The 14,340-nt window shown below is 38.4% G+C and carries 10 protein-coding genes; 7 read left to right on the plus strand and 3 right to left on the minus strand.

All coding sequences use genetic code 11. From position 1 onward, the window contains the following. Window positions 1-141 precede the first annotated feature (141 nt). The 5 genes from AAC073_RS18825 (at window position 142) to AAC073_RS18845 (ending at window position 8,688) form a co-directional block, all read left to right on the plus strand. Window positions 142-603, plus strand: a complete 462-nt coding sequence (locus AAC073_RS18825; protein ID WP_339925355.1) for a hypothetical protein — start codon at window positions 142-144, stop codon at window positions 601-603. A 29-nt stretch (window positions 604-632) separates the two neighbouring features. Continuing rightward, window positions 633-2,129: an LruC domain-containing protein gene (locus tag AAC073_RS18830; RefSeq protein ID WP_339925356.1), complete on the plus strand. Its 1,497-nt coding sequence runs from the start codon at window positions 633-635 to the stop codon at window positions 2,127-2,129. A gap of 235 nt (window positions 2,130-2,364) precedes the next feature. Then, complete coding sequence (locus AAC073_RS18835; RefSeq protein WP_339925357.1) at window positions 2,365-5,307, plus strand: gliding motility-associated C-terminal domain-containing protein; 2,943 nt, start codon at window positions 2,365-2,367, stop codon at window positions 5,305-5,307. Between the two features lie 40 nt (window positions 5,308-5,347). Further along, a complete protein-coding gene (locus tag AAC073_RS18840) occupies window positions 5,348-6,322 on the plus strand; it encodes a type IX secretion system membrane protein PorP/SprF (protein WP_339925358.1) in 975 nt (324 codons plus the stop codon). Window positions 6,323-6,324: 2 nt separating this feature from the next. Further along, window positions 6,325-8,688 (plus strand): OmpA family protein, encoded by a 2,364-nt coding sequence (locus AAC073_RS18845; RefSeq protein ID WP_339925359.1) that lies wholly within the window; start codon window positions 6,325-6,327, stop codon window positions 8,686-8,688. A gap of 314 nt (window positions 8,689-9,002) precedes the next feature. On the opposite strand, the gene moeB is transcribed toward AAC073_RS18845, so the two are convergent. The 3 genes from moeB to AAC073_RS18860 are packed head-to-tail and all read right to left on the minus strand — an operon-like array spanning window position 9,003 to window position 12,263. Continuing rightward, complete coding sequence (gene moeB / locus AAC073_RS18850) at window positions 9,003-10,424, minus strand: molybdopterin-synthase adenylyltransferase MoeB (protein WP_339925360.1); 1,422 nt, start codon at window positions 10,422-10,424, stop codon at window positions 9,003-9,005. An 11-nt stretch (window positions 10,425-10,435) separates the two neighbouring features. Next, window positions 10,436-10,840: a M67 family metallopeptidase gene (locus tag AAC073_RS18855; protein ID WP_339925361.1), complete on the minus strand. Its 405-nt coding sequence runs from the start codon at window positions 10,838-10,840 to the stop codon at window positions 10,436-10,438. A 40-nt stretch (window positions 10,841-10,880) separates the two neighbouring features. Beyond that, a complete protein-coding gene (locus AAC073_RS18860; RefSeq protein ID WP_339925362.1) occupies window positions 10,881-12,263 on the minus strand; it encodes a polysaccharide biosynthesis protein in 1,383 nt (460 codons plus the stop codon). Between the two features lie 198 nt (window positions 12,264-12,461). On the opposite strand from AAC073_RS18860, the gene rfbC reads away from it, so the two are divergent. Further along, a complete protein-coding gene (gene rfbC, locus AAC073_RS18865) occupies window positions 12,462-12,992 on the plus strand; it encodes a dTDP-4-dehydrorhamnose 3,5-epimerase (RefSeq protein ID WP_339925363.1) in 531 nt (176 codons plus the stop codon). Window positions 12,993-13,000: 8 nt separating this feature from the next. After that, the gene (locus AAC073_RS18870) at window positions 13,001-14,296 is read left to right on the plus strand and encodes an NAD(P)-dependent oxidoreductase (RefSeq protein ID WP_339925364.1); all 1,296 of its coding nucleotides are present in this window, start codon (window positions 13,001-13,003) and stop codon (window positions 14,294-14,296) included. Window positions 14,297-14,340 lie beyond the last annotated feature (44 nt).

Consider the following 14,340-nt stretch of genomic DNA (forward strand, 5'->3'; position numbering starts at 1 on the left):
AAAGGAGCTTTCGCCGACATTTTTCCCTCGTTGATCGAATAATTCCCTAAGTGCACTTAAAAAGGAGGACCTTTGAATCATTATTATTTAAGTGATTAAAAATCACACTATTTTTTTGGATTACAGCAAACAGCATAAACGATGAAAAACAGCAAAAAAATTAGATTACGAATCTTGACATTAATTTTCCCCACGATGGTATTGTTCTCCTCCTGTATAAAAGAGGAATTGGAAGACAATACGAAGTTGATCACCGATGATGTAGAATCCATTGATGATCTGGTCGTGTCAGAATTTTTCGATTGGAAAACGACAAAGGAAATTACAGTAAGTATCAAAGGGTTGACCATGGATGTAGGTGTGGATCAAAAGCTTACTTTATTGACAGGTGATGGGGATGAATTTTTTGGAGGCTCCCATAAAATGCATGAGGATTTTGAAATGGCCTTTGACCTGCCTGCCGGAATCGATGCAATAGTTATGAAGTATGGTGCTACTGAGAAGTCAGCTGAAGTTACAAATCAAGTAGCCTCTTTTACTTTTGAAACCGAAAGAGAAGCGGATGCACTAAATGTAGAATTCGCTGAACTAAGCGCTGAATAAATCACTCAAATTTTTAAACTATTAAGGTAATGAGAAAAATATTATTTTGTTATTTATTGGTATTGCTTAGTTTTCAGTCTTTTGGAAAGTCAGAATACTTAGTGAATGATGGTGAAATCGGTAATATAAATGATTACTATTCTGCCTGTTGGGATTTTTATAATTTTTCATTGACTGATAAGTCAGATTATGTTACTGAAGGAAAGTACAGCTTTTTAACCAAAGGAAGTAAAGAGGGATATCGGTCTGATATAAAATCTCCGTGGATAAAATTTGAACATGGTAAAGTTGACATGGATGTGACGCCATATTCAGGTGTCGATGAAGCAAAAATTTATGCCTTCTTTATACCTTTTGACGCTGAGAACAAGAAAAATGGTGAAAGCTCAGATTATGAATACCTAGGTTATCATAATGTAAACCATGGGAGTAAGAATAAGGATAAAACTAAAAAAGCCGATTTTAACATCTCCAAAGATATGGAAGGGGAGTTAGGAAAAATTCATTTGGTATTTGTGGTTTATGGGGATGATGTTCTATTGGGAGTGGATAATATTGAGATTCCTGGAGCTTATTATTCAGACCCTTCTTCTAATTGCTTTCCAAAGGGAGAGAAAAAAGATTCAGACGGTGACGGTGTAGTTGATGATGAAGATGATTACCCAGATGATAAATACAAAGCGTATAATAATTACTTGACTCAAGGGCCTGCCACATTGATGTTTGAGGATTTATGGCCAGCTAAAGGAGATTATGATTTCAATGACCTGGTATTGGATTACGAGATCAATAGAGTAACCGATGCAGGAGGAGACGTTGTAGAAGTACTGATCGATATTTTACCAAGGGCTGCAGGGGCTGGATATTCCAATGGTTTTGGAATTGAGTTTACAGGAATTTCTCCTTCTAGGATAGATAAGGTTGAGGGTTTAAAAATCAGTTCCAATTCTATTCATGAATTTATGAGCAATGGGCTTGAAGAAGGCAATGAACACGCTACCATTATAGCATTCGACAAAGTGAATAATGTGCTTACACATCCGGGAGGTGGAGCTGTAGGTATAAATACCGATCCTAAATTCCCACTTCAGTCTGGAGAAAAGTTGCGTATTACTATGTATATAAGACCTGCGATAGTTACAACCAGGACTAGTGAAGAGGGGATAAAGCTTAGTGACCTAACTATGGAAAACTTCAACCCATTCTTAATTGTCAATCAAAAGCGTGGCATCGAAGTTCACCTACCAGGAAAAATGCCAACAGCGCATGTAGACAAATCTCTATTTGGAACAAAAGAAGACAATTCAACAGGTGATGAAGATGCATTCTACAGAGGAAAAGAGAGTGGACTGCCTTGGGCATTAAATGTCACTGAAAGTATTCCATACCTGATTAACAAAGAAAGCATCACCAAAGGATACAATATGTTTTATAAGTGGGCTGCAACTGGAGGCAAAGATTATCCAGATTGGTACAAAGATAACAATGGTTATCGCTCAGGAAAAGCATTGTTAAATGCTAAATAAATTTTCTTAATAATATTTTATAATGTTGGTTGGTTTATGTTAGTAAATGCCAGGTAGCTCTTTATTGAGTTACCTGGTTTTTTAGAATTTGAATAGAGTAAAAAAACCAATAATATAGTAAATAAGTGCTTTTTAAGCGCTTGTCAGTTATAAATAAAAGTTCTATTTTTGAGGACTATTTTATTCTATTGTTTTTTATAGCGTTGTTGTGACTAGTTTTTAAGTTTAATTTTATATGAAAAGATTAATTTTCTTGGTACAGCTTGGGCTTGATTTTTTTTTAAAGAAACCCATTAAGTTTATTCCATTTGTTTTACTATTCGTCTTGGTTATTTTTGGACACGTTTCAGCTCAAACTGTAACTGTCACGGGCACCGAGAATAATATTCCCATAGAGGAAGTCCGGTACAATATTGAGGGCAATGAATTAATTCAGACATCTCCTGATGGAAACGAAAACCCTAGCCCAGTAGATGTTCCTGTGGTAATTAGTGCTATCAAGATTGGTTCGGAAAAGGTGATTTATGCGACGACAAGAAATCCGACTGTAGAGAATCCAAACCCGGTCATTGGGTCAGCAGACCTAAGGACTGATGCCATTCAAATAGTACACTCCGACAATACCATAACAAACCACAGAGATTCTGATTTTTTGAGTGGTCTGGAAATGGTCGTATCAACGCCTGATATTAGGTCCTATTGGGACATTAACGGGCAACCATCTATACCCCAGGGAGAGGCTTTTGTAGATTTGGAATACAAGGACCAGGTGGTTACGTCAGGTTATTTACTTTATACCGAAAGGAATGGAAATTCGGCTACAGATTTTATTGCCCTTGACAGACAAGGTAAGCCGATAGTAGGCGCCAAGGTGATTCAGGTAAGAGGATACCAATGGAATACAGGCATTAATCATGTGACCAATGCACCTACCCAAACGCAATACATGGTGCTTTTCTCTCCAGCTATTTTTGAATCCAGCGAACCAATATTTGGTATTAGAATAATTGCAGTAAACGAACCAGATGGTAAATTGGTATTCTTCGTTAATGCCATTTCTGCTACTCCTGATAGGGTAGACAGGGTAAATAGCGAACTAGGTGCAGAAGGAGTTATCAACGTTTTTGACAATGATGAATTAAACGGTTTCCCTTTGAATCCCATTGATGTGACTTTAGAAACCATCACCTCTTTTCCTATTGGCAATGTAAAATTAAACCTTGATGGGACAGTAGATGTCGCACCTAATACGCCTCCAGGTGAATACAAGCTAGTGTACCAAATCTCTACAGGTGGAGGAGACTCAGACCAGGCAGAAGTTACCATAGAAGTCATAGAATACATTCCTATTGCTCTTGATGAAATTATCGATCTTGAAGATAGTTTTGGAAAAGACAGTGTGTTAAATGTATTGGACAATGACTTGCTAAATGGCCTTCCAGCGCTAATTGAGAATGTTAACCTGACCACTGTTAGTAATAGCTCGGGAGGAAAGGTGGTATTGACCACCGATGGTTTGATTGACATTCAGGAAGGGATTCCTTCAGGTAATTATGAATTGGTTTATCAAATTTGTGACAAGGAGGATCCTGGGAAATGTGATCAGGCTACTGTAACAATTACCGTCGAATCAACAGTTTTGAATGCAGTTAATGATGACTTTGGACCAATCAATTTGAATAGGGCTGGAGAGCTTGGTAATGTACTGGACAATGACTTATTAAATAATGAACCTGTAACGACGGATCGGGTGGACGCTATATTGACAGACAATGATGGACTTACTGGAGCTACACTTACTGAAGATGGTGTGCTTGAGTTGCCTACAGGTTTGCCAGCAGGTGATTATGTATTGACCTACGATCTCGTAGAAACCATTAATCCTACCAATAAAGATCAGGGAGAGATAAAGTTCACCTTACAAGATGTCCAATTGGAAGCAAAAGATGATGAAGTGGTTACCGATCAAAATGTAGCCAAAGACATTTCTATATTGGACAATGATTTCACCAATGTGGGGGCAATACTCGAAGAGACCTTATTGATTACAGAAAATCCCGAGAACGGGACAGTAACTGTTGGTGACGGAGGTTTAGTTACCTATACCCCTAATACGAACTTTTCAGGAGCAGATACATTTATGTATGAAATCTGTGAAAACACTGATAGACTGTTTTGCGATCAGGCGAAGGTAAGTATTCTCGTAAGACCAATTCTTTTGGAATTAAGTAAAACTTCCAATGTTTCAGAGATTCAGATTGGAGAGATAGTGACCTACACCATTTCATTAACCAATAACTCGGAATTTGACCTGGTGGATGTATTGGTTTCAGATCCACTTCCTTCAGGTTTATTAAATATGGGGACTACTCCAGCTCAAAGTTCAGAGGGTAGCTGGGTGATTGCTGTACTAGGTGCGGGACAATCTACAAGCCTACAACTAGAAGCAATGGGTGTTGAACGTGGTGAGAAAATTAATACGGCCAATATTACTATTGGCGAATTCACAGACCTGGTGACTGCATCTCCTGTGACTGTAATAGCCAAATCTGTCGATATTAGTGTTTCTAAGACCTCTTTTGGCAAAGCCATATATGAAGGGAACGAATTTGAATATGAAATCCGAGTTTCAAACGATGGCGCGAATGTAGCCGAGAATGTTCAGGTAAGTGATCAATTACCAAGTAACGTAGTGTTTATTGGCTTCACAGGTACAGATCCAGGGGCCACACTTTCAGGCAATACTTTAAGCTGGACAATTCCTACGATATCAGCGAGTCAGGAAATCGTTTACGTCATTAAAGTGCAGGCTAGCGGATTAGGAACAGTTACCAATACGGTGAATGTAACAGTGACAGATGATCAAGACAACAACTCAGCCAATCAGGAGGATAGTGATACCAATCAAATCATTAGGTTTTTTGTTCCAAACGTAATTACCCCTGGAAACCTGGATGGTAAGAACGATACTTTTGAAATAAAAGGAATCGAAGATTTTGCGAAAAGTTCTTTGACTATTCTCAATCGGAATGGTGACCATGTTTTTGAATCCGAGGATTACAAAAACGATTGGTCAGCACCTGGACTGAATGCGGGAGCTTACTTTTATGTCTTAGTGATCACGGACAATAGTGGTGATGAGCAGACCTATAAAGGTTGGGTTCAAGTCATCAAATAGTGATTTTGTGTACAGTAGCAGCATTAAAATAATAAGTTCGATGAAGAATATTTTTAGAGTTTTTGGATTTTTGGTGATATTATTTCCTGCTGGGGCCAATTGGTCTGAGGCCCAGCAGTTGCCCCAGTTTAGCCAATACATGTTTAATGGCTTACATGTCAATCCTGCCTATGCAGGGTACAAAGGGGAGCATTACGTTCAGTCAACCTATAGGAGCCAGTGGGGAGGCTTGCCTAGCGCGCCTACCACTTTTACAGTAACAGCTGACCTAAGTGCAAATGAAGGTTTGATGGGTTTTGGCGCATCGATTATGACCGATGAAGTAGGTCCTACCAAAACCAATACTGCATTGGTGACCTACGCTTATAGAATCCAAACTGGAAATTCATCCTTTTTGGGAATAGGAGTCAGTGGAGGGGTTTCTGAGTATGCCATAGATGGTACCATGTTTGACCCAAATGACTTTGGAGATGGTGAATTACCAGAAGGAAGAATCAATGTTTATACCCCTAACTTAAACACGGGTATCTTTTTTCATACGCCCAAATTTTATGCTGGGTTCAGTGCTTACAATTTAATAGGTAAAAATAACCTGGAAGAAAAAGCGGTTGCCTTGGCTTATCACGATGTGCACTATTACCTAACAGCAGGTGCTTTGTTTCCTATTTCTGATGAAGTACAGTTCAAGCCATCTTTTCTCATGAGAAATGGAGGAAACGGCCCAACTAACCTGGACCTCAACGGTATGTTTTTATTTATGGATAGGGTTTGGGCAGGCGCTTCTTACCGTACTAACCTAAAAGTAGGTGCAACAGATTTGCCCACAGGTCTTTCTTCAAAAAATGCTGTTGCCTTAATACTTGAATTATTTGCTACAGAAAAACTCAGGTTGGGATATGCCTATGATGTGCAAACCAATGCCCTTAGTGGACTGAGAAACAATAGTCATGAGATGTCTTTAGGTTACTATATCTCTCCAAGAAAAGTGAATATGAAAAACCCAAGATGGTTCTAAATATGAAAAAGATTTTTATTTATTTCTTGCCTGTAATTTTATTCAGTGCCATGGTCTGTCAAGTGCAGGCTCAAAACGGACTGTTAAGGTATGCCCAGCAAAAAGCTGAGGAAACAAATTATTTTGAAGCTGCCAATGGTTATGCTGAAGCATACAATAAGAAAGCGACCTATAGGGCGGCGAAAGGCGCGGCCGAAGGTTTTACTTTATTGAGGGATTATCAAAAAAGTTATGATTGGTGGAAAAAAGCTGTGGAATTCTCAGAGGCCACTGATGAGGATCAGTTATCGTATATAGCAGCTGCCAACCAGGCAGATAAAACAGATGAAGTATTTGAAGCTTTGGAATCGAAAAATGGAAAACTTTCCTCTCCAACAACGAATCTCAATTTAGATTCTTTAAAATATTGGTATGGTACCAAAGCAAATGCTGGGGTAATCGGGCTTGATGCCGTCAATACAACAAGTGCTGATTTTGGATTTACCAAAGACAATGATGGCAACATTTATTTTTCATCCGATAGAGGAGGAGAATCCGACCGGAAAAAACGAGGGCTGAGATTTGTTAAAAGTTATAAATACTACAATCAGAAATCAGATTGGACAGGTAGAGACTTTTTAAGCGTTTACCGAATGGATGAATCAGGAGAAATTGTCTCGCTTGCTATTCCGGTACCAAATGTATTTCATGCAACGGATCCTTATGCTTTACAAGAAAGCCCTGTCCTTTTTTATACTGTGACCAGAGACATTAGGCAGTCGGGTAGTTATGAGGTCAATTCAGAAATTTATTATAGCCAGATTAATGCTGAAGGACAATTGTCAGATTTTAAAGGCTTGTCCATCAATGCTCCTCTTGAATACGGGATAAAGAATCCATTTGTGGATGAAACCAACAAGCGGTTGTATTTTTCATCCGATATGCCTGGTGGATTAGGTGGGTTTGACTTGTATTATATGGATTATAATGGAGATTTTGAATTTAATGCTCCAGTCAATCTTGGTCCTAAGATCAACTCCGAAGGAAATGAAAGTGCACCTTACCTGAAAGATGGCAAATTGTATTTTGCATCGGATGGTCATATTGGTTTAGGTGGTCTAGATTTATTTGAGTCCAGTGTTATTGGGGGTAGGTTTTCAGACATAAGAAACCTGGGTATTCCTTACAATTCATCGCAGGATGATTTCGGTTTATTTATAACTTCAGAAAATAAAACAATTCTCTCCTCTAACCGACCTGAAAGCAAAGGATGGGATGACATTTTTGAAATTAAAACGCTTTACAAAGATTTTCAAGCTTTAATCCTGGGTTGTGATGGAGAACAATTATCAGGTCCTTTGGAAGTAACGCTGATGGAAGGAGCTGAAAGGATTAATATAGCAGTTAAGAATGATGGGAAAGGAAAATTACAGGCATCAGTGGCTCCCGAGGCAGACTTCGAGATCGGTATAAAGAAAGAAGGATATTTTTCAATTCAAGACAAAACACTAAGTACCAAAGGGCTGAAAGCAGCTTCCTTGGAAAAAACCTATCAGATGGTTCGTATCCCTTATAATACTACAGCTTATGTAGATTTAGTGTTTTACAACCTTGATGAATCAGCCATAAGAAAAGATGCTGAAGTTTCCTTAGATAAAGTTGCTGAGCTATTGAAATCCTATTCATTTTTAAATGTTTCCGTTCGTTCCCATACAGATTCTCGGGCTAGTGAAACCTATAATGAAGCACTTAGTGAAAGGAGAGCAGATGCAGTAAGGGATTATTTAGGTCAATTCGGTATAGCTCGATCTAGGATTGAGGCAGAATGGTTTGGAGAAAAAGAGCCAGCCAATGACTGTGGAGAAGGTGTTCCATGCCCAGAAAACAAGCATCAGATTAACAGAAGAACGGAACTATTGTTGCTAGCTTTTCCAGAGGAAGGTAAGTCCTATAATCTTCCCCCTGAAATGAAAGACCTGGATCTTTGTGACATTAGCAATATTCAATTGCCAGTAGAACTACCTAATATTTACTTCGGATTTGATAAGTCTACGCTCGATGTGGAAGACATGATGTCCTTAGAAAGGGTTGCCTTATTACTGAGAGAAATGCTTCAGCATCGTTTGGAAATCAGTGGACATACCGACAATAGAGGTAGTGATGCTTACAATCAAAAATTATCTGAAAAACGTGCTTTGGTAGTCAAGAAATACCTTGAAGAAAGGGGAATAGCTCCAGAAAGAATGGATTATGAGTTTTTTGGAAAAAAGAACCCTATCAATGATTGTGGTGAAAAGCCCTGCACTCCAGCAATGCACCAGATTAATCGTAGGACAGAGCTAAGTTTGCCGAAACTAAATAAAAATTGGTCTAAAAAAGAAAAATAGTCCTTTCAATTTTCGGCGGCTAACATCACAATAATAACAAAGCCCCTTAGTGTCGCTAAGGGGCTTTGTTATTAAAACGATTGGATGCACAACTAACCTTAATTCCTTTTGATACTTTAACCCAGATTCTTTAATAAGATTCGTGAAGCTTGTCCCATGTTTACCTGAAGTGTGGGAATGGTTAGGGAATTAGGCTGATTTGAGATTTTAGCATAGCCTCGCTATGGTGAATTTGGAAGCTGGAACGAAGTGGCTAATTTTGTCCGCCACGGTAGATCAGCACGGAAATAGATTGTCTATTGCATATTTCGGGTTTAATAAGCTTTACTATTTGGCTCGTAATGTTTTAAATATTCATCTATACCCCCTTTTAGGTTGTATAGATTATCAAAACCAAAGTGCGTTTCAAGTTCACGGATTGCCTTAGCACTTCTCCCGCCCATTTTGCAATGGATCACTACCTTCCGGTCCCGCTTGATCTTACCTGAATTATCCAAAATTGTTTTCAAAGGAATTAACGCTCCTCCAATTTCAACCAAGTCGAATTCATGCTGTTCTCTGACATCTATCAACTGAAATGAAGCATCATTTACCATAAGTGCCTTCAACTCATTCGCATCTATTTCTTTAACCGACTTTTCAGAATTGCCAATGTTACAGAATTCTTCATAATCAACTAAGGAGGTGATAGTAGGATTTGTTCCATTCAATGGATTATTGTCTTTTCTCCTCAACTTGAATGTAGTGGAGTGGAAGGACAAAGCATCGAATGTGTATAATTTTCCACTGAGCACTTCGCCCACACTAGTAATTACCTTGATTACTTCAAGGGCTTGTAAACTTCCTATGATGCCAGGCAATACCCCTAATACGCCCCCTTCTGCACAGTTAGGGACCAAGTCAGCTGGTGGAGGAGATTCGTATAAATCACGATAATTGGGTCCCCGAACACCATCGATTAAGTGGTTAAAAACAGAAACTTGACCTTCAAATTGGAATATAGAGGCGTAAACATTTGTCTTGTTTAACAAGACACAGGCATCATTTACTAGGTATCTTGTGGGAAAATTGTCCGATCCATCTGCTATTACATCATATTGTGAAATGAGCGCTACAGCATTTTCACTGGTTAATTTTTCGTTGTATGCATTAATAGTTATATAAGGATTGATCCCTTCTAATCTTTTTTTAGCAGCCTCTACTTTTGGAAGTCCTATTTCCTCCACACCGAACAACACCTGCCTATGTAAGTTGCTGTCCTCGACAATATCAAAATCCACAATACCTATAGTACCAACTCCTGCAGCAGCAAGATATAAGAGAAGTGGGCTTCCCAAGCCGCCAGAACCTACCACCAAAACCTTAGCGCTTTTCAGCTTCTTTTGTGCTTCTATGCCAAAATCAGGGATAATGATGTGCCTGTTATACCTGGCCAGTTCAGCCTTGGAAAAAGTTATGTCGTCTATTCCTCCGGCTATGGCAGGGATAATACTGATCAAGTTACTTGAAGAGATAAGCGTATTTTCCAAATCCAAATTCCTGATATCTTCATCATCAATAAATATATTGATGAAAGAAGGGATTTTTCCATCCGGAGTATACAAGTATTTTTTTAATTCAGGATATTTCTTGGAAAGACTGTCCAATAGATTACCTATAGTTTGAGCGTCAATCTCAACCTTGGAAACATTTTCTGTAAATTTCCTTAAAGGAGTTGGTATGAAAACAGTTGCCATATTATTTAAATTTAGTTAAGTACTAATTCTTCTTCTTTGAATATGTTATTTTCGGTTAGCTGCCAAGATTTTATGCCTGAAAAGACATGTTCTATTATCGATATAATGATATAGGAAAAATTGGGAAATGCTGTCAATCGATCAGTTTCAGAAGGGATAGCAGGCCAATTTATGTGGGTATGATAGATGCCAAGGAGCGTCATATTATTTTCATTTGCAGTATTTTCTGCCAAAAGATAATCTTTGGGGCTGATTTCATACCTTTGCACTTTATTTTTTTTGCTAACGTTTTTTACTGCTCTAAAGGTTAAAATTATTTTATCCTTTTTATCTGTTGTACCCATCAAAAATCCACAAGTCTCTTCGGGAATTTTTTCGACCAAAGTCAGGATTTCTCTTAAAGTTTTTTCTTCCAAATATACCATCAAATATATTGTTTTCAAATAGCTGTCCTCACTAGTATTGCAAGCTTTTTTCGTAGGGAGTTCCCACCAAAGAAGCGATCATAATTGGTACCATTTCGCCGAAATCAGCTGGTGTTAGGCCTTCTTTTTCAAGGTTTTTAGGGTCTAAGCCCCATTTTAGAATTTCCATTGTTTGCGAAGGTGGTACATTGTTAAGAGAGTCTTTAAAAATTGCTTTTAACCCGTTAATCAGGCCTTCCTTTGTGCCGTCTTCTCCGGTGGTGGCTTTAATATCGGAGATCAAACTTCTAAGCAATGGAATAGAATAAGGAACGATGGATGAAATAATAATATCATCTTCCTGATTGAGTATTCTATTCCTGTTTTCATAAACATTTATCAACAGGTTTAGCTCCAATGGATTTTTCCAATCCAACTGTCCCCTAAAGAATTTCTCTCCATATCCTTTGGGGTTGCCGGAAAATACGATGGGAATTTTTCTCTTGAAAGTCTTAATATAATACAGGGCCAATTCCAAACTCTCTACCGGCCATTCTAGGTTTTTAACCAAAAGGAATTTGGCATCTCCTTTCTCTGCATAAATTAAAGCATTTTGCATCAGACTAGCTGCCTCATCCACGTTCTGTGCGGTTACAAATTTCCCTGGTGAGTGAATAGCGATGCTATCAGCTGTTTGTGCAAATCCTTTTAACTGCTCATCCATGAGGCTATTGTCTACTATATGCGTAAACCTCACCATGCTGTATTTTTTTGATCCTTCACGGGAAAAGGAATAGAGAAGCATTTCACATATTTTTTTGGTAGCAGCATAAATTTCTGTAGTGTAATACCTGCTTGCCTTTCCTGTAGAAGAAAAGACACATTGGCTTACGGAAGGAGATTTTTCGCAGGCATTAAGAACATTTAAAGTCCCCAGGATATTAGTTTTAACGGTCTCTACAATGTTTTTTTCTGCGTAGCCAGGGTCACGCTGAGCAGCAGTATGGAAGATATATTCTGGTGCATACTCTTTAAATAGCTCTTCCAACTTTTGCTCATCCAGAATGTCTGCCGAAATGATTTTTATTTTGCTGGATTTGGGGAGTTCATAAGGACTCTCTTCTTCTGCTAATATATCAAGAATGATAATTTTACTTGGTGAATGATCCAGTAAATGCTCGACCAATTTTGAACCAACGCATCCAAGACCACCAGTAACCAGACAAACCTTTCCACTCAATAATGATTTAAGGTGATTAGTAGGCAGTGATAGCCTTCTTTTCCGGGAAGGGTTTAAGGGATTTTCATCCAATCTTCCTTGAGAATCATACAATTTGAGTAGTTGTTCCGTTAAGGAAATGAGTTGTACTCTTGTAGATGCACTCTTTTTTTTAATAGAAAGAGTCCATATCTTGTTAAATAAATCAGCTTCCATAGTTTAAATGAATCTAACGAATTATTGTGATAGGAAAAGTATCAAAACCTATTGTTTGTAATTAAAATTACAATATTTAGTGCCTAAGTTAAATCTATTATAAGACTAAAAATGTATTTGATGATTAATTTTTGAATACCTAAATTGAATAAATTCTAATTTTTCTTTTACTAATTCTTAAACCTAATTATTAAGCGAATGATTTTTACAGAGACTGAATTGAAAGGGGCTTATATTATTGATATTAATAAAATAGCAGATGAAAGAGGCTATTTTGCAAGGACATTTTGTAAAAATGAATTTGAAAAGATAGGGCTTGAAGCAAATATAGCCCAAGCCAATATGTCTTTTAATCCGAAAAAGGGTACGCTTAGAGGAATGCACTATCAGGTGGCACCTTATGAAGAAACCAAGCTTGTTAAATGTGTATCAGGCGCTATTTTTGACATTATTGTTGATATAAGGAAGGATTCTCCTACCTATTCAAAATGGACAGGTGTGGAGCTATCTGAAGAAAACAATAGGATGCTCTTTGTGCCAAGGGGCTTTGCGCACGGATTTATTACCTTGGAAGACAATACGGCAATTCAATACATGGTTTCTCAATTTTATACACCTGGTGCAGAGAAAGGAATAAAGTGGGATGACCCCAAATTTAATATCCAATGGCCGATTGACATAGCGGTTATTTCAGAAAAAGACAATACGCATCCTTATTTCAATTCTTAATCAATAACATGATAATAATAGATAAAGCACTCCAAAAGAGACAGGCAGAAGGTAAGCCCGTAAGAGTAGGAATGATCGGGGCAGGGTTTATGGCTCAAGGGATAGCCATCCAAATGGAATTGTATACCCAAGGCATGGAGTTGGTTGCAATAGCCAACAGAACCCTTTCAAAAGCAATAGCTGTTTACCATAAAGCCGGTCATGAACAGCCTACAAAAGTTGGCAACCTACAGGATTTGAACAAGGTAATCAAAGAAGGCGGTAGGGCTATTACTACTGATCCCTTCCTGATTTGTAAAGCCGAAGGGATTGATGCAGTGATAGAGGTGACTGGGGCAGTGGATTTGGGAGCTAAAATCGCCCTTGAAAGTATAGAGAATGGGAAGCATATCATTATGATGAATGCTGAAACAGATGGTACTGTAGGTCCCATATTAAAAGTATATGCAGACCAAAAAGGAGTGGTTTTTACAAATGCCGATGGCGATCAGCCAGGGGTGACGCTCAATCTTTACCGATTTGTAAAACAAATAGGCTTGAAACCTGTGCTCTGTGGAAATATAAAAGGACTGCATGATCCTTATAGAAACCCTACAACCCAGGAGGGCTTTGCCAAGAAATGGAAACAAAACCCAGCCATGGTAACATCCTTTGCCGATGGTAGTAAGATCTCATTTGAACAGGCAATTACGGCCAATGCTACAGGAATGCATGTGGCCAAAAGAGGGATGCATGGGCCTACTGTAGAGATGGGGAAACACATCAAAGATTGCCTGGAGGAATACCCATTAGAAGACCTTTTAGAGGGAGATGGAGTGGTAGATTATATAGTTGGAGCAAGTCCGGGACCAGGCGTATTTGTGCTTGGTACGATGGACAATCCGATTCAAAAGCATTACCTCAATTTGTATAAGGTAGGTGAAGGTCCATTGTATTGTTTTTATAACCCTTACCATTTATGCCATTTTGAGGTGCCAATCACGGTAGCCAGAGCGGTATTGTTTCACGATGCTGCTATAGCTCCTGAAAAACCAATGGTAGATGTAGTCACAACTGCCAAGAGAGACCTTAAAAAAGGAGAAACATTAGATGGAATAGGCCATTATATGACCTATGGATTGTGCGAAAACATGTCCACTTCTTTGGAACAGCAACTCTTACCTTTGGGATTGGCGGTGGATTGTGTGCTCACCAAGGATATACCTAAAGATCAGGTATTGACCTATGAAGATGTCATAGTGCCAGCGGGTAGATTGAGTGATCAGCTAAGGAAAGAACAAAACAAGCATTTCTTTAACCTATAAAAAGAGTTGAAGGTTATACAGAATAAAAATGGCTAAGATTGGGA

The organism is uncultured Cyclobacterium sp. (assembly GCF_963977555.1).
Classification (GTDB): Bacteria; Bacteroidota; Bacteroidia; order Cytophagales; family Cyclobacteriaceae; genus Cyclobacterium.

Bases quoted from the DNA above. Each gene is read 5' to 3' on its own strand.
- AAC073_RS18825 (WP_339925355.1), top strand. From the start codon at position 142: ATGAAAAACAGCAAAAAAATTAGATTACGAATCTTGACATTAATTTTC.
- AAC073_RS18830 (WP_339925356.1), top strand. From the start codon at position 633: ATGAGAAAAATATTATTTTGTTATTTATTGGTATTGCTTAGTTTTCAG.
- AAC073_RS18835 (WP_339925357.1), top strand. From the start codon at position 2,365: ATGAAAAGATTAATTTTCTTGGTACAGCTTGGGCTTGATTTTTTTTTA.
- AAC073_RS18840 (WP_339925358.1), top strand. From the start codon at position 5,348: ATGAAGAATATTTTTAGAGTTTTTGGATTTTTGGTGATATTATTTCCT.
- AAC073_RS18845 (WP_339925359.1), top strand. From the start codon at position 6,325: ATGAAAAAGATTTTTATTTATTTCTTGCCTGTAATTTTATTCAGTGCC.
- moeB (WP_339925360.1), bottom strand. From the start codon at position 10,424: ATGGCAACTGTTTTCATACCAACTCCTTTAAGGAAATTTACAGAAAAT.
- AAC073_RS18860 (WP_339925362.1), bottom strand. From the start codon at position 12,263: ATGGAAGCTGATTTATTTAACAAGATATGGACTCTTTCTATTAAAAAA.
- rfbC (WP_339925363.1), top strand. From the start codon at position 12,462: ATGATTTTTACAGAGACTGAATTGAAAGGGGCTTATATTATTGATATT.
- AAC073_RS18870 (WP_339925364.1), top strand. From the start codon at position 13,001: ATGATAATAATAGATAAAGCACTCCAAAAGAGACAGGCAGAAGGTAAG.